Consider the following 26,723-nt stretch of genomic DNA (forward strand, 5'->3'; position numbering starts at 1 on the left):
CCGGGATCGGAAAAGCAATTGATCGCGGTTAACGCCCCGGATCTCGGTATGGGCGCGTTCGCCTCGCGGACATCGTCCTACTCCAGGCTGACCGGCCCGCTCATCCCCGGCCAGTCCGAGTAGCCAACCGAGCCTCCCCCGTACCAATATTGCTTCGGCGCCTCGGCAAGCGGAGCCCCGGTCCGCAGACGTTCAACGAGATCGGGATTGGCGAGGAACGGCCGGCCGAAGCTGAACAGGTCGGCATCGCCATTGGCCAGCGTCTCCTCGGCGAGATCGAGGGTGTACTGGTTGTTGGCGATGTACGCGCCGTTGAAGCGCCGGCGCAGCTCCCGGAAGTCGACGCCGTCGGGGACGTCGCGCGTCTGCTGGGTCACACCTTCGATGTCGTGAATGTAGAGCAGGCCCATCTCGGACAGAGCGTCGACGAACGCATCGAAGGTCTGGCCGGGCTGGCTGTCGAGCGGCGTCTTGCCGGGCTCCGTCGTGGCCGGCGAGATGCGGATGCCAACCCGCTTGGCGCCCCAGACATCAACCACCGCACGGATCACGTCGAGCGGGAAGCGCAGACGGTTCTCGATCGATCCGCCATAGATGTCCGTTCGCCGGTTGGTGCTGTCCCGGATGAACTGCTCGAGGAGGTAGTTGTTCGCCGCATGAACCTCGACGCCATCGAAGCCGGCCGCCTTCGCCTGGGCGGCGGCATGGCGGTAATCCTCGACGATGCCGGGGATCTCGTGGGTTTCGAGCGCGCGCGGGGTGACGAAGTCCTTGAGGCCGTCGTTGGTGAACGCCTGTCCCTCGGCCGCGATCGCGGACGGGGCAACGGGAAGTGTGCCACCGTGCAGATCGGGATGAGAGATGCGACCTGTATGCCAAAGCTGGAGGAAGATCATGCCGCCGCGCCGGTGTACGGCCTCGACGATGGGCCTCCAGGCCGCGACCTGCGCGTCCGACCAGATGCCGGGCGTCATGGCGTAGCCGCGTGCCTGGGCCGAGATGTTCGTCGCTTCGGTGATGATGAGGCCTGCATCCGCGCGCTTGCCGTAATAATCGGCAGCAAAGTCGGGCGGCACGCCTTCGTCGTCCGAGCGGCTCCGCGTCAGGGGCGCCATGACGATACGGTTCTTGAGCTTCAGATCGCCAATAGTGACGGGTTGCAGGACGGGGCTGGCCGATGGGTTAGGCAAAAGATGATCCTCCGTGGGAGCGATGAGACCCCGAGTGAGGCGAGGGATAGAACGCGCGAACGCCGGCTTGCTCCCAGATGAAGGTGACGCCGATACCAGGCCGTCTCGAGATCGTCCGGTTGACTATTTCTACGGGCAGCCGAACGTGGTGACGGCCTGGCCTGTGGCAACCATATGGATTCGCGGCGCTTTGGTGGGAACGGGCCCGTGAACGGCAACGTTACACCGGCATCCCATATGTGAGAAGCGCCCATGAACGTTCAACTCAAGCCGATCGCCGATCAGGTGGTGGTAATTACCGGCGCGTCGTCCGGTATAGGGCTTGCTACGGCACGGCTCGCGGCCGAGCGCGGCGCGAAGCTGGTGCTGGCGGCGCGGAGCGAGGGCGCGCTCCGACAGCTGGTCGAAGAGATCCGTGGCAAGGGCGGGCAGGCGATCCATGTCATCGCCGACGTTGGCCAGGAGGACGACGTCCGCCGCATCGCCAGGGAGGCCGAAGCTGCGTTCGGCCGCATCGACACCTGGGTCAACAACGCCGGCATCGGGCTTTACGGCCGGCTCGAGGAGACTCCCGTCGATGACATGCGCAAGCAGATGGAGACCAACTACTGGGGCCATGTCTACGGCTCGCTGGAAGCGGTGAAGCTGCTGCGTCGCCACGGCGGCGGGGCGCTCATTAACGTCGGCAGCGAGGTGTCTGAGCGCGGCATCCCGCTCCAGGGCAGCTACTGCGCGACCAAGCATGCGGTGAAGGGCTTCACCGAGGCGCTCAGGATGGAGCTGGAGTGGGACGAGGCGCCCATTTCCGTCACGCTGGTCAAGCCCGGCCAGATCGACACGCCGTTTCCGGTCAACGCCAAGAACCACCTCGCCTCCGAACCGCACCACGTGCCGCCCGTCTATGCGCCCGCCGTGGTGGCAGACGCGATCCTGCATGCGGCGGTTAAGCCGGTGCGAGACATCTATGCGGGCGGCGGTGCCAAGGGCATGGCGACGATGGCGCATCTGGCGCCCGGCGGCATCGATCGGCCGATGGAGAAGATCGTCATTCCCGGCACGCCCAGCGGTCGCGCGCCGTTCCGGCCGATCGAGCGGAACGGCCTCGACAACGCCACCGAGCGGCTGGAGGAGCGCGGCAACTACGAAGGCCACGTCATGCAGACGAGCCTCTACACTAAGGCCGCACTCAATCCGCTGGCGACCGCGGCGGCGCTGATCGGCACCGGTGCCGCGTTGTTCGCAGCGCGCAAGCTCCTGCCGCACCTGCCTGCCAGGGTTGGCGGCGATGCCGGCAACACGATGGCCAAGGCGCTGCACATCACGCTTGAGGCGCGCCCGGGCAAGGCGGACGAGGTCGCGGCGCTGCTCGCGGGCATCTTGGCCGAGGTGGAGAGCGAACCGGCGACGCGGCCGTGGTTCGGTCTGCGACGCGACGGTTCGACGTTCGAGATCTTCGAGGCGTTCCCAGACGAAGCCGGCCGCGAGGCGCATCTGACGGGCAAGGGCGCGGCGCTGCTGATGGCGCGGTCAAACGTGTTGCTCGCAAGGCCGGCACGGATCGATCGACTGGATGTGCTGATGCGCAAGGGTGAAGCCGTACCTGGCATTCCGATGGCTGGGGCATCGAAGCCTGCTGGAACGTCCTGACCCCTGCCGTTCACAGCAACGATCGGCGAAAACCAGCCATCAGCCTGACCTTAACGAATGGCAGGAGTTGAGGCGCCGAACGGATGCGCTAAATGGCCGGGTGTGGGTCGGTCCGCTCGGGCAAATGTCGACCAAAATTCGCCCATTCCGATCCAGCGCTCCGTACGGTGGCTCGCGCCGAAAGCTGCCGATAAGGCTCTGCGAAGCGGCGGGTCATCATTTCGGGCGTCGCCGCAGACGCTGAAATTAGCAAGCTCGAACCGGCTGACGAAGAAAACACCGGACTGAACAGCTTCTCTTATCTTCGACTTTCGTCCTATAGACAGCTGCGCAGCAATCCCCAGCTTGCTACCACGACTTCGAGGTTCAGGTTGCCTTATACCGCGCGCCCGAACGGCCGCGTGGCCGTCACCATCGACAGCAATGTCTGGAATCAGTTCTTTGTCCTCGGCTTCGATCTGGCTGTCGAACTTCCCGCGACGCGCTTTGCGCTATTCTTGCCGCGCGAGATCGAAATCGCCGCCATCCCCGATCGGCCGAACAAGGTCGCTCTGAAGGCGTATATCCGGGAGCAGATGCGAGACGCCTCCGTCAGGGTCTCCGCCGTTTTCGGCTTCACCACCCAAACGGGCCCACAGCGGCGCGGCGGCTTCGGCTTCGGCACGTTCCAGTCTGAAGATGCGCGCGCGTTCTACGCTGCGATCCAAGAGCCCTTTCTGATCGAAAAGCCGACCCGTAACAGCCAGCTTAGCCATAATGAGGGCGATGCGGCCCTTGGCGCGGCATCGCTCACATCGGTCGTCCTGACCCGTGACCTCAGGAAGGCCGGCCCGCTGCGTGTCGCGCGCGATCATGGCGGCAAGCTGGTCGATATGACGAAGTTCGATCGCGCGGGGCCATCCCTCGCCTCCCTCATCGACGCCTGTATCGCGGAAGACTGACCGACGCGGGAGGCAGCCCCGTCCCTGGCACAATGATGGCCATAAGGGGGCCGCAACCGATTGCCTGCCCGTCGCCCGCTGCCTACCTTTATTCTGCCCATCTCCGAGGAAGATTCACGTCGTGCCGGCATTTGCGCAAAATTTCTCGAGCTATGCCCAGTCGTCGTTCGAGGTCCTCTGCGACATCGCCAATGTCACGAAGAACCCCTCGATCCAGGATCGCGAGGGTTGGGACTATATGGTCGAGTTTGCTCGCGAAAGGGTCCCTGGCCTCCCGCACGATCGGCAACCGGGAAACGCCACGGTGCGGGTTCAGGTAAAGTCCAAGACCGATGGAAAGCCGACCACGAGCGTCAAATTGAGCAATGCGCTCCGGTTCGCCAACGAGCCCGATCCGTGCTTCATCGCGCTTTGGTGGCGCAACAGCGACCATAGCGAGGAGCGGATCTACGCCCGTCACTTCGACAAGCCGCTGATCGAGGCCGCCCTGCGCCGCGCCCGGGAAGCGCAGCGCGACGATAAGCCGGATCTCCATCGTCTCCGCTTGTCGATCGCCTTCGACGAAGCCGACGATCGCACCGATGATCTTCTGCCGTGGATACGCTCGATCGGCGACACCGACCAGCACGACTATGCCAACGAGAAACGCCAGTTGACCCGCGACTTGGGCTTCGAGGAAGGCCGTTTCGGCGGCACGGTGACGCTCCCCTTCGACGACGTACAAAAGCTGATCGATGCCGCCGTCGGACTGCCGACAAGCCCGGCCGACGTCGAGATCACCTTCGGCGACAAGCGGTTTGACATCGTTTCTCCGCTTTTCGCGGGCAAGCCCACCATCTTCAACCTCAACGCCATTCCGCAACCCAGGCAGCTCACCTTTCAGAACGCGGCCGGCCAGGCCGCCACCTTCACCGGCGAGGTCCGCAAGTTCGCCATGGACAATCTCCCGTTGGAGACGGTCCGCGCGACCTTCACCTCACCGACCATGAGCGCTGTCCTGCGCGGCCCCGAGCTCAACATCAGCTACCATTTCAGCGGTGCCGATGTTCACCCGTTCGATCGCCTCCAGAATCTTGCGCGGTTCATGGTGATCTCGAACGAGCGCTGTACGGTTTCCCTTATGCTCGACGACCAGGACGAGCCGCTCGAGACGACCTGCCCTCCTGTCCCAATCGAGGACCGTGAGATCTTCGTCTGGCTGGACGACGCCTTAGGATATCTCCGAAGCTGCTGCAGCCCCGACGACAATCCGCCAATGCGCGCCGCCGACGTGTTTACGGCACATGACGAGGTCGTCAATTTCGCGATTGCCGGCGCCGCCGGCACGCCCACCTTCGATTTCGAAACCGACCGCGACATCAGCCTCCCGCTCGTGAGCAGCATGGTGGCCTATCGTCTCGTCCAGTTCGGAGACGTGAGCTTCTACTCGATATTCCGCCGCGCCTGCCTCGAACAGTCGGCCGAGACCCGGAAAATCCATCTCCGTTTCAACGATCCCGTCGAGCTTGAGGCCGGCATGTTGGCGACCGACAGTGCGTCCGCGCGCGCCACCGTCGCGCAACGCTTCGGCGCGCTCGCCACGCGTATCGGCAAGGGTGCGCTCATTCTCAATGGCGGCGATTACCTATCGCTGATGCGCAAGGAAGGCCCCCTTATCGAGGTGCTGTGAGCGCCTCGCCAGAAGACGCAGCTATTCTTTATTCCTCATTCCAATCACGACGCCGCTGCGCGACATCACGGGCTGCCCTGCGCTGCTCCCACGCCATATGCTGGGCGAGATCGCGCGCCCGATCCCGCGCATAGGCCTGAACGCGGGGCCTTGGATCGTCGCGGAAGCGCTCGATCAGTTCCTTGCGACGCGCATGGGCTTCGACGAAGCCGAACTCGCCCGAGACCACCCCGGATTGGCCGAGCACATCCGACACCCAATTGAGAAGTTTGTCGCCCGGCTCCAGCCGATCGACCACCTCCATTAGGACCGGATAGAGCTGCTCCGCCCCCTCATAGGCAGACAGCGTCTTCAAGATGAACTTGAAGTCCTGCTCGCCCCCCTGGCGGGCGACCGCGATCAGCTGGGCCGCGACTGCTTCCGTCAGCTCGGGGAAGGCATGCTTGAGCAAACGGCCGCCGCGATATTCGTGGAAGCCTGATTCCTCATTATACCATTCGCGCACGGCCGGCAGCAGCAGATCGGCGTGCGGCGACAGCACCTGTGCCAGATCATGCCCGTGGAATGGGATGGGCTCGAAGCGACTATCGCGCCCGCCTCGCTCGCGCCGAAGCCGGGCGCCGAAAAAATCGATCACCAATCGTGGTTGCCGCCGCGCCACCGCAGCCATCAACCGCACCGCCTGGAAATCTACTTCGGGGATATCGACGAAGGATCGCATCAACGCAGCCGCGTGAGGCTCCTCCATCTCCTGAACCATCTGCGCATGACCGGGAGCAAAGAAATGCCCGATCCAATGCGGCAGGCGCTGTTCCGTGACGAACCTTATCACCGGCAGCAACACCTCATCGATCAGCACCGGATCGGGAGCACGCTGATACCAGTTGGCCGCGATCGTGGCCGCATTGACGACCGACACCTGTTCTCCCCGCTCAATCGCCTTGGCGACATAGGCGCGCAGCCGATCGACATCGGTCGCGGGCTTGTGGTGCAGATAATCACCGATCGCCGACAGATGCTGCCCGGCCGCCAGCCGCTGGTCGACCAATGGAAGCACCTCAGCCAGCCTCCCCGCTCGCTCCAGCCCTGCCAACATCGCCGCGAGGAAGGCCGCCCCCTGCGCGCTCACCTCCTCCATCATCATCAGCGCGACGTCCGGCTTCTGCTCGGCGAGAAGGCCTAGGAAGGCGCGCATTGACATGAAATGCCCGCCGTCAAAGCCGACCGCATCGACATAGGCGTCGATCCTGCTGCGCCATTCGGCCACGGTGTCGGCCGTCACCTCGGCAATAATCGCCGGATAGCTTCCCTGCCGCCACGCATCGGTCGCCTCGAAGTCGAAGTGATCGCCGTCCCAGGCCCCGGGGTGAACGCTGTCATGCCCGATCAGGGTCTTGTAGCGCACGAAATCCGCATCCGCCGCTAGAAGGTCGCGCAGGCCCAGCAATGCGCCGATCAGCGCTGTCTGCGCCGCGACCAGCTCCGGTTTCTCCGCGAGGTCCGGCCTTAGGACGTGGAAACGGTAATGCGTGTGGAGGGCATCGACCTCGCGGCTGCGCCGCAGTTCGAGGCCCCACTGTGGTGCCCTTTCGAGGATGAGTTGGGCGACGCGGGCGCCGTCTTCCAGCAACATCTGGAACAGGCCGCCCTCGCCGCCGCCCTGCATCGGCATAGCATCGACATTACCAAGGGCCTGCAGGATCGCGGGGCGCTCGGCGTCGCTCCCGGCAGTATCAAGCCAGCCCTCAAGCCATCCGATCGCTGCCCCGCGCAACCGCCGAAGCTCGTCCGAAGCACGGACCGCGCCTTGGTGAATCATGACACCGTCGGACCGCCACGTTGTCCCGCCAAGCTCGGCCGACAACACCTGTGCAAGCATCCCGATCAGTAGTGGCCGCGCACCGTCGATGTCGGCGCCGTCCATCTTCCCCAGCTCTTCGAGAATGACGTGCTGGGCAGCTGGCCCATACTGCTTCCAGACCTCCAGATTATGTTCGGCCAGCTTCTCGCCGGCCTCGATCCAGAGGCGGCGCTCCTCATCATTGCACGCGCCGAGATACAGCCGGACGAGGGCACGGACGGTCTGGTCTGGCTCGAAATAGCGATACGACCGGATCAGCTGCGCGACCCGGCGCGCGACATTGATGCTCGCCTTGCCCGGATAGTCCCCATAGTCCGTGACGTCCGGGATGGTTGGATAATCCCGCGAACGCTCCACGGCACCGACAAGCGCATCGAACCGGCTGGAAAACTCCTCCGCCGGCTTGTCGAAATGGGGCAGCACCAGGTCCGTGTAGGTTTCGAGAGCATCTTCGAGCACATTGTTATCGCCCGCATGCTCGATCGCTTCGAGGGTCGCCGCCGTCGCCCCATCGGCCTCCAAGAGCCTATGAAAGTCGCGCGCTATCTTGTCGAAGTCGTGCCCGGCGGGGATCAGATGATCCTGCATCACCTTGTTCATGCGCTCGCCGATCGTCGTCATGCGGCCCGCACCCAGATGGGTCAGGTTGGGCTCCTTGTAGATCGTGTCGTGACCCATCTCTGCCCAGGCATGGTTGAGCAATGTCTGGATCTGGATTTCGGCGCGCAGCCCGTCGAACGCGCGATATTCCGTCAGCGCCAGGCGGTCAGGTTTCAGGCGGATAAGATAGTTGGTGCTGTCGAACAACTTCGTCTCGGTGTCGGTGCCGGGGACTGGATGATGGACATTGACGCTCAGCACCTCGAAATTTTCGTGCAGCGCCCCGGTGCTGTTGAATCGCTCGACCTGGGAATTGGTCAGGAACACAATCCGGCAGCCGGCGAGATCCTTGATCTCGTCCATCTCCCGATCGAGCGGGATCCCTCGACCGGTTAGCTTTTTGCGCAGGGAGGCGGGTTCCTTTGCTCGCCCCGTGATCGCATGCGCCACAAGCTCATGCTGCTCCAATGCCCGCTTCAGGATGGTCTGAATAACCTCAACGAACGCGAGATAGCGCGATCGCCCCGCCTGCTGATATTCCTCGAATGTCATCGGCACCCCATCTTGATTTTGCTCGGACGGCATGGCGGCTTATCCAGGGCGGTCAGGGTTGCGGCCCCTTCTGGCGAAGCATACCGCCGCTCCCGCCCATAGGGTCTCACAAAGTCTCTCGAACGTCAGCCGGTCGGATGATCGTTGAACGTCGAATTTTGACAACAACTGCCATTCGACATTCCGCATTCGAACGTCAGGAAAGTCCCACTTCTGGTCACTCAACGACTGTCTCGTTGGCGAGCCGAGCTAAGATGAATGGATGTCCGAAGCTGAGCGGCTGCAATGGCCCCGCGAACGGCCAGAACTGGGTCTTCATTGAGAGGCGACAGCTGGCGTTCATCGACGCACTAAGGACTTGTTCTTGTCGATGACCATCACCTAATGCCGCCCCTGAATGCGGTGGGCGTTACACCGGCCATCCGCTTGAAGAAACGTGTGAAGTAAGCGGCATCGTCAAAGCCGAGAGAGTAGCCGATTTCAGCGACGCTTGCGGAAGAGTATATCAGGCACCGTTTGGCCTCTGCAGCGATCCGGTCGTGAAGAAGCGCCAAGGGCGACAATCCTGTAGCGTCTTTGCACGCGTGGCGCAGTTGAGCGGCCGAGACTCCAAGCTCGCCGGCGAGCTGGTCGATGTCAGGCTGGGTTCGGTATCGAGTCTCAACAAGATCGATCAACCTGTCGACGAGCCTGCCACGCGCGCATAGCAGCGCGGCGTCGGCCGCCGGGCGATCGCGGAGGATCGTCAGCAACATCTGGAGCAGATGGATCTCCGCCGCGATCGCACTACCGCGGGAAGATGCCACCAGTTCCTGCTCAAGCATTGCCAGTGGGGCTGTCAGCCCCGCTTTTGCGGAGGCGGAGAGGGGAAATGCGCCCGCAGTCTCAAGAACGGGCCGAAGGTCCGGACCGCGGCCGAGAAGATCGCCAAGGTAATTGTTCTCGATCGTAACGACCTTGCCCGACGCTGAACCACGATAAAGGAAGCTGTGGATCCGGAACGGCGGAATCACCAGGACGCACGGGCTGGCAAACGGAAGTGCGTCGCCGTCGAGGGTCATCTCGCCGTCGCCCTGGGTTACGAAAAGCAATTGGGTGAATTTGGGATGAGTGTGCGGCTCGATTCGCCATTCGAGGGCCGCCGCGCGGCGCTCGAGCGGTTCCACGTTCACAAACCATTCGCGGGTCGTGGAGTCGCCATAAAGCGCATAGCGAGGCACGCGCACGGCCGTATCACTTCTGACACGGATCGGGGCGGCTGGCGTGCCATGCGGAATGTGCAAGGGAATGTCAGTTTTTGCCATCGCTGCACCTTAAGATCGGTGGCATCGTCCGTGCAACCGCAGCGAGGAGGCGCCTAACGTCACCAATCGCGTAACCGAGCGGACGCGCGGACGAGAGGATATCATGGCCACGATCATTGGCGCCATCGCCAGCTCCCATACGCCGACCATTGGCTTCGCGCTCGACGCGAAGAAGCAGCAGGACCCGGCGTGGAAGCCGATCTTCGATGCCTATCGTCCGATCCAGGAATGGATTGCGGCCAAGCAGCCCGATGTGATGGTGATGATCTACAACGATCATATCACCTCCTTCTTCTTCAACCATTATTCGGCGTTCGCGCTGGGCGTGGACGAGCGCTACGAGGTGGCTGACGAAGGCGGCGGGGTGCGCGGCGTGCCCCCGGTCGCCGGACACGCCGCGTTGTCGCGCCATATCGCGCAAAGCTTGATCACCGACGAGTTCGACCTCGCGACCTTTCGCGACAAGCCGCTCGATCATGGCGTGTTCTCGCCCTTGTCGGTGCTGATGCCGCATGACGAGGCGGGCTGGCCGGTGCCGATCGTACCGCTGCAACTCGGCGTCCTGCAATTTCCGGTGCCGACCGCCAGGCGCTGCTGGAAGCTGGGTCAGGCGCTGCGCACCGCGATCGAGAGCTACCCGGAGGATCTGAAGGTTGCGCTGGTGGCGACCGGCGGGCTGTCGCACCAGGTCCATGGCGAGCGCTGCGGGTTTAACAATACCGCCTGGGACGAACGCTTCCTGGCGCTGCTGGAAAAGGATCCGCTCGCGCTCACCCGCATGACCCATGCGCAATATGCCGAATTGGGCGGCATGGAGAGTTCGGAGGTGATCATGTGGCTGGTGATGCGCGGAGCGCTCTCGGCCGGCGTCCGCAAGGTGCATGGCAGTTACTACCTCCCCTCGATGACCGCGATCGCAACGGTGATCTTCGAGAACGAAGCCGAGCCGTTGCCTGCCCCGCTCGCCGCGGCGCATCGCGACCGCATGGTCGAGCAGTTGCGCGGCGCCGAGGCGATCGAAGGAACCTACCCATATACCTTGGAGCGCAGCGCCCGCGGTTATCGCCTCAACAAGTTCCTGCACGGCCTCACCGATCCGGCGGCGCGCGAGCGCTTCCGCCTGGATGAGGAGACGGCCTACGAGGTTGCCAGCCTGTCGGCGGAGGAGCGCGACCTCGTCCGCCGGCGTGACTGGCTCGGGCTGATCCGATATGGCGCGATCTTCTTCGTGCTCGAGAAGCTCGGCGCCGTGACCGGGATCTCCAACCTCGACATCTACGCCGGGATGCGGGGCGAGACGCTCGGGGACTTCATGAAGACTCGCAATCAGCAGGTGACCTACTCAGTGGCAGCTCAGCTCGAAGACTGAGCCCGGTCCACCGGGACTCTAACCATAACAGACCCGCGCGGCCGCACCGCGATGGGTGACGAGGAGACGTGCATGGAAGATCCACGGGCCATCATCGCGCGCGAGCCGATGCACATTCGCCAAATGCTCGCGATCGCAATCGCAACTGCCCTCAACGCGCTCGACGGCTTTGACGTGCTGTCGATCAGCTTTGCCGCACCCGGCATCGCCAAGGATTGGGGGATCAACCGCGCGGCGCTCGGTTTGGTGCTGTCGATGGAGCTGTTCGGGATGGGGATCGGCGCGCTGCTGCTCGGCACCATCGCCGATCGCATCGGTCGCCGCCCGACAATCCTCGGCTGCCTGGTGGTGATGGCGATCGGCATGGGGCTGGCGTCGACCGCGAGCAGCGTGCCGATGCTTTCGGCCTTCCGCCTGTTCACCGGCCTTGGCATCGGCGGCATGCTTGCGGCGACCAACGCGATCGTGGCGGAATGCTCCAATGCTCGCCGGCGCAATCTCTCGGTCGCGATCATGACCGGGGGCTATCCGATGGGCGCCGTGCTCGGCGGATCGCTAGCCGGATGGCTGCTCGCGGCGACCGGACGCTGGCAATCGGTATTCGAGTTCGGCGCGGTGATTACGACGCTATTCATACCGCTCGTACTGTGGCTGGTGCCGGAAACAATCGCCTTCCTGTGCCACAAACGGCCGGCGGGGGCGCTGGAGCGGATCAATCGCACGATGGTACGTCAGGGCCGCGCGCCGCTGGCCGAGCTGCCGCCGCGCGATGCGGTGAAGGCAGGCTTCAGCCTTACCCAGCTGTTCGCGCCGGGCATGGCTGCGGTCACGTTGCTGCTCACCTTGTCCTACTTCGGCCACATGATGACCTTCTACTTCCTGGTGAAGTGGATCCCTAAGATCGTCACGGACCTAGGCTTTGCCCCGGCCCTGGCGAGCGGCGTGCTGGTCTGGGCCAATGTGGGCGGGGCGACCGGCGCCGTCACCATGAGCTTGCTCACCCAAAAGCTCGGCGTGCGATCGCTGGTGGTCTGCTCGATGCTGTGTGGCGCGGTCGCGGTCGCGGTGTTCGGGCAGGGGTTCAGTACGCTGGGTAGCCTGTCTGCGATCGCCTGCGTCGCCGGCTTCTTCACCAATGGCGCCACCGCGGGACTGTATGCGGTGCTCGCGCAATCCTTCCCGGCATCGCTGCGCGCGGGCGGTACCGGCCTCGTGATCGGGCTTGGCCGCGCCGGTGCGGCGTCGGGCCCGATCGTCGCCGGGTTGCTGTTCTCGGCCGGTTGGGGCTTGTCGACCGTAGCGCTGACGCTGGCCTGCGGCACCGCCGCGGGCGGCATCGTGCTCGGCCTCGTCCGCTACCGCGAAACCAACGTCGCATGACGCGCAGCCTGCACCATCGCGGCCGGCGCGCCACACACACGCACCCATGGGGAGGACGAACTTTGCAGATCATGCCAATTCGATCGTCACGCGGACTTGCCGCGTTGCTGCTGGCAGGATTGTCCGGCGTGGCGCTGGCCACCCCGGGCCTGGCGCAAAGCGTGCCCCCGGACTCGCCGTCGAGCAGCGCCGCGGGTGGACCGCTCGCCAGCCAGACGCCGCCTGGCGTACGCCCGCCCAAATCGCAGGCGCCGGCGGAGGCACTGCCGGGCGGCCGCACCGGCCCGCATGGGGTGCCGCAGGCGATCCGCTGGACCGAAAATTGGTCCGCCGACCCCAAGCCCGACGCCCCCTTGCTCGAACGGATCAAGCACATTCCGATCGGCGATGGCAGCACCTATCTCACCCTCGGCGGCGAGGCGCGCGCCTATTACACCGATTGGCAGCATGCCGCGCTCGGTCGCACCGCCGGCGACGACAACGATCCGCTGCAGCTCAGGCTTCGCCTGCTTGCGGATCTCCACGTCGGGAGCAACCTGCGTGCCTATGTGGAGCTGGGCGACAATCGCGAGTTCGGCGAGCAGTTCGCCACCGGTCCCAACCGCAACAAGATCGACCTCTACCAGGCATTCGTCGACGTGACCTTGCCGCTGGGCAATGCCGGCAAGGTGACGCTGCGCCCAGGCCGCTTTGAAATGCCGCTCGGCAACGGCAAGCTAGTTGGGGTGCGCGAAGGTCTCAACATGCGCTTCACCTACCAGGGCGTGCGCGGCACCTACATTCTGCCCGGGAAGGTGTCGGTCGACGTGTTCGCGGTCAAGCCGGTCAACATCAAGCCCGATGCGTTCGACGACGGGCCGAACCACACGGTCGATTTCCACGGCATCTATGTCAGCGCGCCGAACCGGCTGTTCGGCTTCGGCACGGACCTCTATTGGTATGAAGTAGATCGGGACCGGGCGACGCTGGCCCAAGGCGTCGGTGAGGATCGGCGCGACAATTGGGGCGCTCGCCTGTGGAAGCGGAGCGCGGCCTACGACGTCGATCTCGAAGGCACCTATCAGAGCGGCCGGTTCATCGGGCGCGACATCGAAGCCTATGCCGTGCTGTTCGAGGGCGGCTATACGCTGGTGGACGCGGCGCTGAAGCCGCGGCTCGGGTTGCGCGCCAATCTGTTCAGCGGCGACGGCAATCTCTCCGATGGCAAGGCCGGCACCTTCGTCGCGGCCTTCCCGCGGCTGCCGCTGATCAGCGAGGCGGCGTTCTTCAACCTGTCGAACCTGATGGACCTCTACCCCTCGGTGACGCTGAAGCCGCGCAGCGACGTAACGGTGATGGTCGGTCCGGACTTCCTGTGGCGCAATCGCAAGGCTGACGGAATCTACATCGGGCCGACCGGCGCCTCGTTCGCGGCTTATTCCAATGGACGGTATATCGGCACCGACCTCAACCTCGAGGCGTCGTGGCAAGCGACCGAGAGGCTGCAGTTTCGCCTGTTCGAGACCTATCTCGCCGCGGGCGACGCCTTCGCAGCTCATGGCGGCAAGAACGGCAACTATCTCGGCGTGCAGGCAGATTACAGGTTCTGAGCCGAGATTCGCGTTGGCGCGTGAACGTCGCAGTCGAACAACCCTCGTGCAAACATCTAGGGAGGTGCAGCATCGTTTCCCATCCGGTGCAGCTTGGCTGAACAGGAGAGCAGTACGGGCGGCCTGAACGGCCGCCCGTAAAGCGTCGCAGCATTTGCGCCCATTTAAAGAACCTTGCTGCACATCGGCCAAGGCGCCGGAGCCGCACCTCGGCTCGACTGCAAACCACGCGACCGTCGTTCATCGCAGTGCGGAGCGTCATCCCGCATCCTCATGGCGGTTGCCTTGTCAAAGGCAGCTGAGCCGCTGCGGTTAGCGCTATGGTGCTCATCAACCTCATGTCCGCCTCGCATAATGCAGCGCTGCAACATAGCGTTATTCTCTTGCCATGTGTCCTTATTATCACACCTCCAGCTGCTGCAGGCTGGATGGTGTCGGTCAGGTTGCTGCGCTCATGAGCTAATTTGGTCCTTGGAGATGATGAATGTTGAGCTGGTTCCTATGGTCGTCGGGCTGGAGTCTGTCCGCTCATCCTAGTCGAGTGAACTTGCCTGAGCATCCCATTACAATTCTGCAGGCTCCCTTCACCCCGGCCGGCAGACTTGACTCGGTGGGGAGCACGCGACCATGAAGATGTTCCCTCATCCTACGCCGTCTTCCCAGCCCGACATCCCGCTGATCGATAACCCGTTCTCGCCGGAGATACTCGCAACGGCCGTGTCGGGACTGGCCGTTATCAACGGCATCGTCACGATCACGTTGGAAAGCGCCCGCTGCGATCATTCTAAAGCGCATCCTGGGCTGGAACGGGTCGTGGTAGGAAGGATAGCTCTAACTATTCCGGCAGCCCAAGCGCTGCTGACGGGCATGTTCGACTTTCTTGGCCAGCATGAGATCAACCCGATGATCAGCAACGGGGCTGGTGGGAAGGCGACGTGCCAGTGACGACGCTGTTCCACGCTATACGGACGCCTAGTTCAGATGCCGGCCGTGTCTCGACCTCGCCCTACGCCAACTAAGCCGCAGCTATGTCACGCTTGGATCCTGCGAAGATCAGCAATTGCCAAATGCGAAGTTCTCGTGCGCCGCTGCGCGTCCGGTGGTCGCGGTCCGGTTCGCTCCGATCACTTAAGCGCGACGATGGCGGCGTCTGTGTGATGCTCCGCCATCCACACCAGCGACAGGCGCGGCGCGCGCGACTCTATCTGCTGACCGATCGCCGGCATCTGGGAGTGACAGCGTCCTGCCACTCCCATGTCGCCGTCAGAACTTCACTGATGTGCTGACAAAGAACGCACGCCCGTAGGGATCGTAGGTCGACGGGTAGGTATTCGCCTGTTCCTGGTTGTCGCCGAGGATCGGCGGCTGGCGATTGAAGACGTTGTTCATGCCCACTGACCAGGTAAAGCCCTTGGCCACGTCGAATGCAGCGGTGACGTCGAAGTAGTGGTAAGCCTTGATGTGCTCGACCGAATAGGTGGTCGTGGCATCATCGTCGTCTACCGGCGAGAGGTAACGATGCAGCACGGAGAGCGTGACCGGGCCGCTGGTCCAGGTCACCCGCGACGAGAGACGCCATTTCGCATAGGGATTGCCGCAATTAACGCCGAACTTACCGGCGCAATTGAGGGTGAGGTCGGGAATTGCGGCGAGCGGGTTGTAGTCGAAAGCGATCAGCCGCGTGCCGCTAATCCGAAAGTCAAGTCGGCTGCCGCCGCTGCCGAATGCACCGAAGCCTAAGGGCACACTGTAGCGCGCCTCGAAATCGACGCCGCGGGTGTTGACCCCGCCGGTGTTCGACAGCGTGTTGCTGGCATCAGTGATAGCATAGCTGTTGGCGTCGCGCGGCAGGCTGGCACAATAACTGGCATCATAAGGCGTATAGCCGTTTGCCGCATCGCCATAGCAGGCTCGGATCAGGTTCGAGGTGCCTGGTGCCGCGATGTAGTTCGCGATCTTGATCTTGTAATAGTCCGCCGTGAACGAGAAGCGGGGCAGAAAGCGCGGCTGAAGTACGATGCCCGCGGTGTAGGTATCCGCCGTCTCCTCGCGCAGATTGGCGTTGCCGCCATCCACCGACTCGATCTGAGTACTACCACCGTCGTATGCAGTGCCGAGCAGCGCCGCCGGCACGCCGGTGGCGACGCAGCTTGCCGCAAGGTTGGCGTTCGTGGTCGCCGCCGCTGTGGTGCAGGGATCGGTTGCCGCCGGGAAGTCCTGCGACGAGCCGCTATACAGGTTGGATACCGTCGGTGCCCGCACAGCGCGTGAATATTGACCGCGCAGGCTGATGTCCTTGATCGGTGCCCAGACCACCCCGCCCGAGTAGGTGCTCACCGACTTGGCAGCCGTCGAGTAATAGGAATAGCGGTAGGCGCCGTTGAGCTCGAGCCGATTGACGAATGGCTTGTCCGCGAGCAGCGGCACATCGGCTTCGGTGTACAGCTCCTTGACGTCGTAGCCGCCGCTCAGCCCCTCGCCGGCGTTGAAGCCGACGACGTCGCCGGACGAGAGCGCAAAGTCGGGATTGTAGCTGCCGTGTTCACGACGATACTCGGTGCCAAACACGATCCCCGCGGGCCCCGCGCCCAGGTCGAACAGGTTGGTGTTCTTGATGGAAGCGCTCGCGACTTCCTCACTGATCGTGCTGGTATTCTGGACTGGGATGGTGATAAACGCCGCCGCGGCATCGCTGATGTTGCCCGCGCCGAAGATATTGAGCGGCATGCAGCCATTGCTGGTGTCGGAGCAGACGAGATTGCCATTGGCATCGTAGGTGGTGCGCAGGGCCTGAAGGACACGGCTGCGCGACACGTTACCAGTCTGGGTCTCGACAGACTTGGTCCGCGAGTAGCTATAATAAGCGTCGTAGGCCCAGTTGCCGCCAAGGTCGCCGTTTGCGCCAAGAACGACGCGATAGGCGGTATTGTCGGTGGAGGAGATGCGCGGGCCGACTTCCGTCAGTCGGCGATAGATGGTGGAGGTGACATAGCCGTCGCCATCGGTATCGAGTCCGCGCAACAGTGCTTGCGAACTCGGCGACAGGAACGAGGAGTCGACATCAAGCGCAACCGAGCCGGTGAACGGGGTCGCGGCAAGCTGGTTCTGCACGCGATTGTTGATGAACTGTCCCTCGGCATAGACGTTGAGCGCCGGACTCACCTCGTAATGGGTCTGGGCGCTCATCAGGAAGCGCTTCTGCGGCACCTGAAGGTAGTTATCGGGCGCGTAGTTATAGGCATCCGTCAGCGAGTTATAGGCTGAATAGCTGCCATCGCTCTCGAACTTGCGATTGATCCCGCCGATGGCAAAGCGAGTACCTTCGATCGATCCTGACCCACCAGCTATCAGGCCGCCGTCACCGTCATCGACGAGCGCCTGACGCGAATAGTCACGTTGGCCCTGGAGGATGCCGTTACGCTTGGTGTAATCGAAATAGATGGTGGCATTACCGCGATCATCCGCGAAATTGCCACCGAGCAGCAGGTTGGTGTTGAAGGTCCCACCATCACCTTCCTGATTGATGCGATAATTAGCGCTGGCCTGCACCCCGCTGAAGTCCTGCTTCAACACGAAGTTGATCACGCCTGACACAGCATCCGAGCCATAGACGGCCGACCGGCCGCCAGTGACGATATCCGCCCGCTCGATGAGACCGGCGGGGATCGTGTTAAGATCGACGATCTGACTGGAGTCATAGGAAACGTAGCGGCGGCCGTTGACCAACACCAGCGTTCGTGAAGCGCCGAGACCACGAAGATCGGCAGTCGAGACGCCGCCACCGGGATTGTTGGACGCGCCGCTCAGGCTTGGTACGATCTGCGGCAGATCCTTGAGGACGTTCTCGACATTAACTTGGCCGGTCAGCGCAAACTCCTGCGCAGTGACGGTCGCGATCGGTGACGCTTGGGTCAGCTCAGGCCGACCGAGGCGCGAACCAGTGACAACGATCTCGCTGTCCGCCGGAGTTGCGGTGGCCTCATCCTGCGAAGCAGCTGCGGGCACCGTTTGCCCCCACGCGGGCGTAACCGACGCGAACATTAGCGATGATGCAAGCAGATGCGTGCGATATGACAGTATCATTGACAAACCCCCAGAGCTGCCTGCAAATGGCAGTAGACATAAAGCGGTGGATGGCTCCACCTGCATAGGTTTGTCGCGGTCGATGTGGCTCAGCAATGGCTCTGCGTGGCAGCGGCGCAACTGAGATATTAAGTGTGCATTTGCAAACACTGTTTGTTGCACTTCGTGTCACGATGTCTGCTTAGTGTTACATAGATCATTTCGGCGTTTTATGATGCTGTTTGGTCTCTCCTGCCATTGTTATCACGTGATACTACCTGAGGCTCTACACAAGAGTGTGAGCACCCTTTGAAGAAACCTTGAGTTTGCCGATGGCCGGGCATCGAACATGCCGGTCAACAAAGGGCGAGATCTGATCCGTGAACCTAACCTTCTTCTTCGTGCGAGTTTATAAGACCTATGTCACAGGGGTTGGGCAGCAAACCTGCGGATCATTGGCTGCACGTGCATTTGTCGGCGGTAGGCAACAGGGAAGTCACAGCATCGTATCACCTCTATGTCGGCGATTTTTCCTCCCGGACGGGCATTTAGGCCGCTTGATGGGAGACGGGTATAATCGCTACGCACGTGGTTACGGACGCAAACCAGCTACTTGCCTGGCTTGCCTGGCCTTGGGGGGATAGGAGGAAGAACAAATGCCGGGCTGGAGCAGGCGGCCGCATTGAGCCCGGCGCTGCGCCCAGAAAGGAACGCGAAGGTGTCCACGCCCAATCCAGCCAAATCGACCTTCGTTCGACTGCTTGCGCTCCTTTTCACGACGGTGGTGGCGACCCAGGCGGTGACCTTCGCACTTGTGCTGGCGATGCCGACCCCGGCCGTACAGACGACAAAGGTAAGCGCGATCGTGGCCGCCCTCAAGTCAGGCACATCGGCGGGGACAATGCAGGTGGCCACCCGGGCCGTCGCCCCGGCGGATAACTGGCAGGATCCTACGGAAAGAGCTTTTGCCGCTCACATTGCCCATGATCTGGCGGTGAGGTCGGCGCGCGTGCGTGTTGTGTCTCGGCGCCGGGTAGATGAGGAACCCGGACCGCCACCTCCGGGCGGCCCTGGTGGTCCGGGGGGCGGCCTCGAACCCCCGTCCAACCGGATCGCGTTCCCCCCTGTCCGTGACAGCAGCCCGGCCCCGGTACTGACAGCGGATGATCTTGCCAGCCCGTTCGAAGTAGGCCTCAGGCAGCCCGGCGGCAGATGGCGTGTTGTGTCGTCATCAGCCTTGAAGGTCGAACGGTGGCAGTGGGAAGTACTGCTGTGGCTCCTGGCCTCGGCCATCGTCGTTGCGCCATTTGCCTGGTTCTTTGCGCGCCGCATCGTCGAACCGATCGCTACTTTCAGTCGCGCCGCAGATCGGCTGGGGCTCGATCCGCGCAGCGAACCCGTCGCCGTCCGAGGCCCGCCGGAAATTACGGCTGCCGCAACGGCGATCAACCGAATGCAGGAACGGCTGCGCCGATATGTCGAGGAGCGACTGCTAATGGTGGGCTCAATGGCCCACGATCTCAGAACGCCTTTGATGCGGCTCGCGCTCCTCTTGCAGGACGCTCCCGACGCCATTCGTCACGCCGGCGAAGCGGAGATCAGAGAAATCGACCAGATGGCAGCCGGCGTTCTGGCGCTGGTCCGCGACCACTCTCATACGCCCAAGCGTCAGCGGCTGGCGCTTCGCTCGCTGACCGAAACGGTGGTGGAAGAGTTTGCGGACACCGGGCAGGATGTGAGCCTGTTGCCGGGCATCGATGTTGAGGTGGAGGTCGATGTGCCGGGTATCCGGCGCCTGCTCACCAATGTCATCGAGAACGCGGTGGTCTACGGCGGGGAAGCCCATGTCGAGCTGACCGCGACCGACGAAGCAGCGATCGTCGAAGTGCGTGATCGCGGGCCAGGGCTTGCCGCCGGGGATCTGGAGCGGGTGTTCGAGCCGTTCTACCGCGGCGAACCATCGCGCAATCGCAAGACCGGGGGTATTGGCCTTGGCCTCGCCAGTGCGCGAGCGATCGCGCGTGCCCATGGGGGCGACGTCACCCTTGCCAATCACAGTGTCGGAGGGCTCTTGGCACTCGTGACGATCCCGCGGTGATCAGGAGGCGTGGCTGATGATGGCACAAAGTGGTTCGGTTGATCCGCGGCTCGGCCGCAAGCCGCATCTGCTGGTCGTCGATGACGACGAAAGCCTCGCGCGATTGTTGGCAAACTACCTGTCGCGAAACGGATTCGAGGTCGGCCTCGCCGCCAATGCCGTGGCGATGAAAACGGCTCTCGCCACCTACCAGATCGACCTTATCATCCTCGATCTGATGCTGCCGGGTGACGACGGTTTGACCATTTTGCGTGAGCTTGGCGCACAGCCTGGTAAGCCTGCGGTGCTCATGTTTTCTGCGTACAGCACCGATACTGACCGCATCGCCGGCCTGGACCTTGGTGCGGAAGACTTCGTCCAGAAGCCCTGCAGCCCTCCTGAGCTTCTCGCGCGGATCAAGGTGGCGTTGCGACGAGCGGAGCGAACCGCGCCTGATGGCACCGACGCGCTGAGGCAGCGCAGGATCTTCCGGTTTCAAGGCTGGATGCTGGATGCGACCATGCGGGTGCTGCTCGACCCTTCGGGCGTGATCGTGCACTTGTCGGAAGGTGAACTGAGCTTGCTGCTGTCCTTTGTGGAGCAACCAAAGCAGCTGCTCACGCGAACGGACCTGCTCGACAGCGCTCCCGACAGCGATCGCGACGTGTTCGATCGTAACGTTGACGTTCAAGTCAGCCGCCTTCGCCGCAAGATGGCAGGCCGCGTTGGCAGTCTGGAGATGATTAGGACGATACGGGGCCAGGGCTACACCTTCGATCTCCCGGTGGTCGCCTCGCTCGAGAAATGACAGATGAAGCGCGTTTATTGCAGCCGTTGAAAAACTCCCGGGCAGCCGATCTGCTAAGCGGAGGCATCAATTGATGATCTGACGGAGAGAGTGATGGCTGTTATGCGGCATAGGGGATCGTACCTGGTGATCGCGTCGGCGCTCATGCTGGCAAGCTGCGGTGATGATTCAGGCGATACGTCGACCGCTACGCCTACCCCTACCGCAACAGCAACCCCGACACCTACCGCCACGGCCACGCCAACTCCCACCTCCAGCACGTCCACCAATGGCGTCGGCACCGGAGTCAGCCAGGGCACCGGCACGGCTGCGGTCGTTACCGCCGCGGAAGCCTTTCTTGCGACGTTGAGCGACACGCAGAAGACGGAAACGGGTACCGCCGGCACGACGACCACGGCTCGATTTACGCTTACGCGCGCGAACGCAATTCAATGGACCAATCTTCCCGGAAACCGGCAAGGACTGCGGCTCAACACCTCGACGCTGACGACGGCTCAGCTCACGGCAGCAGAAAACCTGATGGCGACGGCGCTGAGCACCGCCGGAAAGACCGAGCAGGATGAAATCCGCCGGGCAGACGATGTTCTTGCCAGCTCGCAAAGCGGCTATGGCTCGGGCCTGTACTCGATCGCCATTCTCGGAACGCCATCGACCAGTTCGCCCTGGATGCTGCAGATTGCCGGGCACCACCTCGCCTACAACATCATGTACAACTCGACCTATGTGTCGGGGTCGCCCGCCTTCCTTGGCGTCGAGCCCCCGAACTGGGCGGTGACGTCCACGGGCTCGGTCGTCGTGAACGGATCGGTGACGGCTTCCACCGCGGGCACGCAGCATGCGCCAGTCGAAACGCAGCGGCTCGCCGCCTACAATCTGGCGCAGGCACTTCAGGCCAACAGCACATTCGCGTCAGGCGCATTGCTCAGCGGCACCTACAACGACGTGGTCGCCGGGGCCAACGGCAACACCGACAGCAACTTTGGGTCTCTGTCATACCCCACGGCTAATCGTGGACTGCTCTATACCAGCTTGGATTCAACAACCCAGGCGCTGGTGAAGTCGTTGATCGAAGCATATGTCAACACGCAGCCAAGCGACAAAGCCAGTCAATTGCTGGGCGTTTACGAAAGCACCAGCCAGCTTGCGTCGACTTATGTTGGCTACGCCAAAGGTGCTGGCGGCTCGGCCGACTTCGGGGCTTTCCCATCGGGTGTGACGTCGCAACGCTCCTACATACGCGTCGATGGCCCGCGTGTCTGGATTGAATTCGTTGTTCAACAAGGCGTCGTCTACAGCAGCCAGGTCCACTATCACAGCATCTGGCGCGACAAGGTCGCCGACTATGGCGGCCAGTTCGGTAACGGATCGAGCAACTTCAGCGGGACATGAGGCTTAGCCTGATCAAGTGGCTGGCGGCATTGCTGCTCCTGATCTCTGGAGCAGCAGTACTCGCCCATGCGCTGCCAGGCACGGCCGCGTTGCTCGACTTCCGTCGCAGCGATGTCGGACTGGAACTCGACATGCCGCTCGACCAGTTCGAGCTCGGCTTCAAGCACCCGATCATGGATGCGCCCGGCAAGACGGTCGAGCGCTACCCCCGTGAGCTTCCTGCCTATCTGATGGCTCACGTCCAGCCGGTCGCGCCTGATGGACGTGCCTGGCGCGTTCGCGTCGACAGCCTCAAGGTCGACGAGAACCTTGATCTAGGCCATGCTGACCTCGTTGCCCATCTCACCCTAACGCCGCCGCCAGGCGCACCGACGCGGCGTTTCCGCTTCAACTACTCAGTCATCAATCACGAGGTGATGACACACACGGTGCTGGTGTTCGCACGCTCGGACTGGGCCAATGGCGTGTTCGGCGCGGATCCGCAGCTGCTTGGCACCATTCGCTTCATCACCACCGGGCTTGACGTGAACCGCGACGAGGGGTCGTTCTGGAATGGCTTTACCGGTGTCTTTCGCCTTGGGATGGAGCACATCGCCGACGGTACTGACCACCTGCTCTTCTTGCTTGCCCTGCTTCTGCCGGCGCCGTTGTGCCGCCAAGGCAGTCGCGCCTGGGGCGCCTATATCGGCACGCGGCAGACACTGGTCCGGCTCGCCAAGCTCGTCACCGCCTTTACGCTGGGTCATTCACTGACACTGATCATCGGCGTGTTCGGCAGCATTCCGGTTCCCGCCCGGCCGGTCGAGGTCGCCATTGCCCTGTCGATCTTCGTCTCCGCACTCCATGCCTGGCGCCCGCTCCTGAGGGGTCGCGAGACATGGGTGGCGGCGGGGTTCGGCCTCGTCCATGGCCTGGCCTTCAGTCAGGTCATCGCTGGTGGGGGCCTGGACGGCTGGAACAAGGCGGCTGCGGTCCTCGGTTTCAATCTTGGCATCGAATCCGTTCAGCTGCTCGTCGTTGCGGCAGTCGTTCCATGGCTCATGTTACTTGCCTGGTCGGGGCATTATCGACCCGTGCGGCTGGCGGGCGCCGCCTTCGCGGCGGTGGCGTCGCTGGGCTGGGCACTGGAGCGCATCAGCGGCACGGCTAACGTGGTGTCGGCGTCGTTGGAGGGGCTTCGTGCGAGCGCCCCGTGGCTAGTGCTCGTGCTTGCGATCGCAGCCTCTCTCGTTGCCGCCTTCAGCCATCGCAAGAGTGACATCGACGCATAGCCTGAGGCTGATCGGCTCACACGCCGGGTACCCGAGACGCTGCGCTGCTGCCCGGGCACGCTGAAGCGCGACGTCACCCCTTGTCTGGCGGTGGTGGGCCACGCCGTGCGATACGTGCAGCGGTGGGCAAAAGTGCGGCAACGCGTGGCTCGCCGGTGAGTGGCCGTGCTCCGGGCGGCGGGCCAGGACGCTCACCGAGCCCCGGTAGAAAGCCGTGACGAGGTGGTCCATCGCCGGGCGGGGGGGGCAGGCGGAGGTCCCCGCCTGTCATGAGCGTTGACGGGGCCGAACGAGCCGGGGTCCTGGCGGGGCCTGTCGCCCGGCGCATGATCGGGAGAGGCGATCGCATTCCGGTCGACGCAGACGGTCAGCCCGATGACATACCGCCCATTCGTCTCGCGCACCGTTCCTTCGACGCTGTCGCCTGCCTCGATCGTAACGCCGTCTTCGGAGTTCAGGGTGTCGCGCAGTGCGTCACGTCGATAGGCAGCGACCTGCGTGTACAGGAACTCACTCAAGCTATCGGGCAGGAACAGTTGGGACGTGAGATTGGTCTTGGCTCCCGATCGAATTTTGAAGTGGATGTGCGTCGTGATGCTGAGCGGCGTGATGTGGGTCCTCGATGCGGTTACCCGAACGATCGTCGCTTCAGAGCGTGGCGATCGCGTCGATCAGGTAAGCCACGCCCGCCCCGGCGACGACGATCGAGCCCAGTCGCCGAACGCGTCGCACCCTTTGCTGTCCCGGACCGCCTGCCTTCCAGGTCATTGCCCGCAAGCCAGCGAACAGGGGCAGGAGCACCATCTGATTGCCGGCCTCGACGCCGAGGCTGAAGCCGAGGATGGCCAGTGTGACGATGCGGCCCGACATTGCGTGCATCACGTCCAGTAGCCCGCCCGCGAAGCCCAGGCCGTGAAAGCATCCTGAAGGAGCTGATTGCAGGCCAGGACGAGAAGGTCTCCAAGGAGCACTGCAAAGGCATGGAAGGCCTCGTTGCCGAGGCGACCAAGCACGTGCTGGAGGAAGGGCCGGAGAAGGGACCTTTGCTCGATGTTCTGATCATCGCGCAGTACCAGCGCATGACGCACTACGGGATTGCCGGCTTCGGCACGGCTGCCGCCTACGCTGAGGCACTCGGCCTGAAGGACGACAGCAAAAGGCTCAAAGAGGCTACCAAAGAGATTTACGGTGGCGATGAGTACATGACTCAACTCGCCGAGACGTCGGTCAACTTGCAAGCCGAGGATGCGTGAGTTGCCTCGTCCGCCTGGCTGCTGCCGGGCGGACGACAACCAACAGCCGCTCGATCATCGCCCGAACGCTCAGCTCCTCCGAGCTGTAAGCCAGATCTTCAGGCGAGCCCCCGTTCGCGGGCCCAGGCTGCGGCTGCAGCGCGGCGGTTCACGCCGAGCTTACTGTAAACGCTGGCAACGTGGTTGCGCACCGTGTTGCCCGATAGCGATAAACGCTGGGCGATCGCCTTGTCGTCCAACCCCTCGCAAATAGCTCCCAGCACCTCTCGCTCGCGGGTGGTCAGCTCTGGCGTTGACTTTTGCCCCTCGGTCCCCCGCGGGTTCTTGAGGCTGGCAAGCTTGTCCATGATCGAGCGGCTGAACCAGCTCGCGTCCTTCATCACGGCTTCAATTGCCTCAACGAGTTCAAGCTCGCTGGTCCGCCGAGCAGAGATGTCCTGAAACAGCCACAGCGTGCAGTGTTCGCCGCGCAGCGACATGCGCTCGGCCGAAAGCAGGCAATCTACCGGCTGGTTCTTGGCGCCGAGCAGCCGGACGTCACGATTGCGGATGCCACCTGACCGCTCGATCTCCGCTTCAACAGAGTTGCGTTCCCCGACATCGGCCCACAGCTCCGGATCGCCCGCAGCCTTGCCGAGGAAGTTGGTGGAGGTGTAGCCGGTCAAGCGCCAGAACGCCTCGTTTCCCTCGATCATGCGATGGCCGTCTGGGGACGTCAGCGCCATCGCCACTGGCGCCATCCTGAACAGGGTGGAAAAATGGGCCTCACTGTCGCGCAGGGAGCGCTCGGCCCTGCGCCGCGGCTCGAGGTCGGTGAAGGTGAACAGCATGCACTTGTCATCGCCGATCTCGATAGGTTGCCCAGCAACCACCACGAGCGCCTCTTGCCCGTCTGAAAGTGGCAGCTTCGCCTCCATCTGCGGGATGGTCTTGCCCGCCTCGAGCCGTTCCTTGGCAATGTGCAGGCGCTCGGCCCCATGTAGAACGTCTAGGTCATACAAAGAACGACCGATTACAGTTGTTCGTGCATAGCCACTCATTTCCAGGAAGCCGCTGTTGACGCGCACGTACCGGTGATCTGCCAGCCGCAGGATCAGAGCCGGCGCCGGATTGGCCTGGAACATGGCTTCGAAACGCTCTTCGGCATCATATTGCTCTGAAACATCCTGGATGACGAGGGCCAGGCAATCTGGATCGGCATCCTCGCCGGTCATGACGACATCGCGGACATGGTGCGTCCAGCGGGGCCCCTTAGCCCCGTTGGCACTGACCTCGACGATTAGATCGGGAATGTCTTCGCCTGCGAGCACCCGCATCACCGGATAATCACGACTGGCAAGCCGCTGACCGTTGCGTTCGCTCAAGGCAAAGCGCTTGGCATATTCGTCCGCTGTCGTACCCAGGCCGTCGAGCTTGTCGACACCGTGCATGGTGAGGGCAGCGCCGTTCGCCCAAATGATGCTACCGGAGAGATCAAGCAGGATAACACCCGCAGACAGCTCGCCGATCAGCTGCTCCAGATGGACAAGCGTGTTACCGGCGAGGGAGCGAGGGAGAGGATTGTTCATGCTCCTCAAAGCGCAGGGTCGCTGCCGATGTTCCTGCTCACCGCCTGCGAAGGCACCATTGTACCACCAAGCTTCTAGTATTTTCCTACTAGCTAGTCGGGTTGGCTAAATGTCCCAGCCCGGAACACCTGTGATGTGAAGCTGTTGGAGGGGCTTAACCACAAGGTCAGCCATGTCCGACGAACTGCGCATC

At 63.0% G+C, this 26,723-nt stretch carries 18 protein-coding genes; 12 read left to right on the forward strand and 6 right to left on the reverse strand.

The features are described from left to right. Nucleotides 1-77: 77 nt before the first annotated feature. A complete protein-coding gene (locus tag OXR60_RS16715) occupies nucleotides 78-1,190 on the reverse strand; it encodes an alkene reductase (RefSeq protein WP_267397087.1) in 1,113 nt (370 codons plus the stop codon). Between the two features lie 252 nt (nucleotides 1,191-1,442). On the opposite strand from OXR60_RS16715, the gene OXR60_RS16720 reads away from it, so the two are divergent. The 3 genes from OXR60_RS16720 (at nucleotide 1,443) to OXR60_RS16730 (ending at nucleotide 5,447) form a co-directional block, all read left to right on the forward strand. Continuing rightward, nucleotides 1,443-2,837: an SDR family oxidoreductase gene (locus OXR60_RS16720; RefSeq protein WP_267397088.1), complete on the forward strand. Its 1,395-nt coding sequence runs from the start codon at nucleotides 1,443-1,445 to the stop codon at nucleotides 2,835-2,837. A gap of 401 nt (nucleotides 2,838-3,238) precedes the next feature. Next, entirely contained in the window at nucleotides 3,239-3,778 is a 540-nt protein-coding gene (locus OXR60_RS16725; protein WP_267397089.1) for a hypothetical protein, read from the forward strand. Between the two features lie 121 nt (nucleotides 3,779-3,899). Next, the gene (locus OXR60_RS16730; protein ID WP_267397090.1) at nucleotides 3,900-5,447 is read left to right on the forward strand and encodes a hypothetical protein; all 1,548 of its coding nucleotides are present in this window, start codon (nucleotides 3,900-3,902) and stop codon (nucleotides 5,445-5,447) included. A gap of 28 nt (nucleotides 5,448-5,475) precedes the next feature. On the opposite strand, the gene OXR60_RS16735 is transcribed toward OXR60_RS16730, so the two are convergent. Together OXR60_RS16735 and OXR60_RS16740 are read right to left on the reverse strand one after the other, a co-directional pair. Continuing rightward, nucleotides 5,476-8,493, reverse strand: a complete 3,018-nt coding sequence (locus tag OXR60_RS16735; RefSeq protein ID WP_267397091.1) for a RelA/SpoT domain-containing protein — start codon at nucleotides 8,491-8,493, stop codon at nucleotides 5,476-5,478. A gap of 344 nt (nucleotides 8,494-8,837) precedes the next feature. Beyond that, entirely contained in the window at nucleotides 8,838-9,764 is a 927-nt protein-coding gene (locus tag OXR60_RS16740; RefSeq protein WP_267397092.1) for a helix-turn-helix domain-containing protein, read from the reverse strand. A gap of 103 nt (nucleotides 9,765-9,867) precedes the next feature. On the opposite strand from OXR60_RS16740, the gene OXR60_RS16745 reads away from it, so the two are divergent. The 4 genes from OXR60_RS16745 to OXR60_RS16760 all read left to right on the forward strand — a co-directional run bounded on the left by OXR60_RS16745 (nucleotide 9,868) and on the right by OXR60_RS16760 (nucleotide 15,047). Continuing rightward, nucleotides 9,868-11,133 (forward strand): gallate dioxygenase, encoded by a 1,266-nt coding sequence (locus OXR60_RS16745; RefSeq protein WP_267397093.1) that lies wholly within the window; start codon nucleotides 9,868-9,870, stop codon nucleotides 11,131-11,133. 72 nt (nucleotides 11,134-11,205) lie between these two features. Further along, nucleotides 11,206-12,513: an MFS transporter gene (locus OXR60_RS16750; protein ID WP_267397094.1), complete on the forward strand. Its 1,308-nt coding sequence runs from the start codon at nucleotides 11,206-11,208 to the stop codon at nucleotides 12,511-12,513. 128 nt (nucleotides 12,514-12,641) lie between these two features. Further along, nucleotides 12,642-14,102 (forward strand): alginate export family protein, encoded by a 1,461-nt coding sequence (locus OXR60_RS16755; protein ID WP_267397095.1) that lies wholly within the window; start codon nucleotides 12,642-12,644, stop codon nucleotides 14,100-14,102. A gap of 627 nt (nucleotides 14,103-14,729) precedes the next feature. Next, a complete protein-coding gene (locus OXR60_RS16760) occupies nucleotides 14,730-15,047 on the forward strand; it encodes a hypothetical protein (protein WP_267397096.1) in 318 nt (105 codons plus the stop codon). A 318-nt stretch (nucleotides 15,048-15,365) separates the two neighbouring features. Here OXR60_RS16760 and OXR60_RS16765 read toward each other — a convergent pair whose 3' ends face one another. Then, nucleotides 15,366-18,347: a TonB-dependent receptor gene (locus OXR60_RS16765; RefSeq protein WP_267397097.1), complete on the reverse strand. Its 2,982-nt coding sequence runs from the start codon at nucleotides 18,345-18,347 to the stop codon at nucleotides 15,366-15,368. 1,054 nt (nucleotides 18,348-19,401) lie between these two features. On the opposite strand from OXR60_RS16765, the gene OXR60_RS16770 reads away from it, so the two are divergent. From OXR60_RS16770 to OXR60_RS16785, 4 genes are all read left to right on the forward strand, one after another. Then, nucleotides 19,402-20,262, forward strand: coding sequence for a HAMP domain-containing sensor histidine kinase (locus tag OXR60_RS16770; RefSeq protein ID WP_267397098.1), 861 nt, complete (start codon nucleotides 19,402-19,404; stop codon nucleotides 20,260-20,262). 16 nt (nucleotides 20,263-20,278) lie between these two features. Then, nucleotides 20,279-21,049: a response regulator transcription factor gene (locus OXR60_RS16775; RefSeq protein ID WP_267397099.1), complete on the forward strand. Its 771-nt coding sequence runs from the start codon at nucleotides 20,279-20,281 to the stop codon at nucleotides 21,047-21,049. A 126-nt stretch (nucleotides 21,050-21,175) separates the two neighbouring features. Further along, complete coding sequence (locus OXR60_RS16780) at nucleotides 21,176-22,438, forward strand: DUF3500 domain-containing protein (RefSeq protein ID WP_267397100.1); 1,263 nt, start codon at nucleotides 21,176-21,178, stop codon at nucleotides 22,436-22,438. After that, nucleotides 22,435-23,709: a HupE/UreJ family protein gene (locus tag OXR60_RS16785; protein WP_267397102.1), complete on the forward strand. Its 1,275-nt coding sequence runs from the start codon at nucleotides 22,435-22,437 to the stop codon at nucleotides 23,707-23,709. The genes OXR60_RS16780 and OXR60_RS16785 overlap by 4 nt, the downstream gene beginning before the upstream one ends. A 648-nt stretch (nucleotides 23,710-24,357) precedes the next feature. On the opposite strand, the gene OXR60_RS16790 is transcribed toward OXR60_RS16785, so the two are convergent. Continuing rightward, a complete protein-coding gene (locus OXR60_RS16790; protein WP_267397103.1) occupies nucleotides 24,358-24,579 on the reverse strand; it encodes a hypothetical protein in 222 nt (73 codons plus the stop codon). Between OXR60_RS16790 and OXR60_RS16795 the strand changes: the two genes are divergently transcribed. Further along, nucleotides 24,579-24,962: a DUF892 family protein gene (locus OXR60_RS16795; protein WP_267397104.1), complete on the forward strand. Its 384-nt coding sequence runs from the start codon at nucleotides 24,579-24,581 to the stop codon at nucleotides 24,960-24,962. The genes OXR60_RS16790 and OXR60_RS16795 overlap by 1 nt on opposite strands. A 98-nt stretch (nucleotides 24,963-25,060) precedes the next feature. Here the strand turns inward: OXR60_RS16795 and OXR60_RS16800 are convergent, their stop codons facing one another. Continuing rightward, nucleotides 25,061-26,530 (reverse strand): helix-turn-helix transcriptional regulator, encoded by a 1,470-nt coding sequence (locus tag OXR60_RS16800; RefSeq protein ID WP_267397105.1) that lies wholly within the window; start codon nucleotides 26,528-26,530, stop codon nucleotides 25,061-25,063. Between the last annotated feature and the right edge of the window lie 193 nt (nucleotides 26,531-26,723).

It is taken from the genome of Sphingomonas sp. GC_Shp_5 (assembly GCF_026540855.1).
GTDB lineage: Bacteria > Pseudomonadota > Alphaproteobacteria > Sphingomonadales > Sphingomonadaceae > Sphingomonas.

What these genes read in the sequence shown, in the direction of transcription:
- OXR60_RS16735 (WP_267397091.1), bottom strand. Translation starts at nt 8,493, where the DNA reads ATGCCGTCCGAGCAAAATCAAGATGGGGTGCCGATGACATTCGAGGAA.
- OXR60_RS16775 (WP_267397099.1), top strand. Translation starts at nt 20,279, where the DNA reads ATGATGGCACAAAGTGGTTCGGTTGATCCGCGGCTCGGCCGCAAGCCG.
- OXR60_RS16800 (WP_267397105.1), bottom strand. Translation starts at nt 26,530, where the DNA reads ATGAACAATCCTCTCCCTCGCTCCCTCGCCGGTAACACGCTTGTCCAT.
- OXR60_RS16745 (WP_267397093.1), top strand. Translation starts at nt 9,868, where the DNA reads ATGGCCACGATCATTGGCGCCATCGCCAGCTCCCATACGCCGACCATT.
- OXR60_RS16760 (WP_267397096.1), top strand. Translation starts at nt 14,730, where the DNA reads ATGAAGATGTTCCCTCATCCTACGCCGTCTTCCCAGCCCGACATCCCG.
- OXR60_RS16785 (WP_267397102.1), top strand. Translation starts at nt 22,435, where the DNA reads ATGAGGCTTAGCCTGATCAAGTGGCTGGCGGCATTGCTGCTCCTGATC.
- OXR60_RS16750 (WP_267397094.1), top strand. Translation starts at nt 11,206, where the DNA reads ATGGAAGATCCACGGGCCATCATCGCGCGCGAGCCGATGCACATTCGC.
- OXR60_RS16790 (WP_267397103.1), bottom strand. Translation starts at nt 24,579, where the DNA reads ATGTCGGGCCGCATCGTCACACTGGCCATCCTCGGCTTCAGCCTCGGC.
- OXR60_RS16720 (WP_267397088.1), top strand. Translation starts at nt 1,443, where the DNA reads ATGAACGTTCAACTCAAGCCGATCGCCGATCAGGTGGTGGTAATTACC.
- OXR60_RS16740 (WP_267397092.1), bottom strand. Translation starts at nt 9,764, where the DNA reads ATGGCAAAAACTGACATTCCCTTGCACATTCCGCATGGCACGCCAGCC.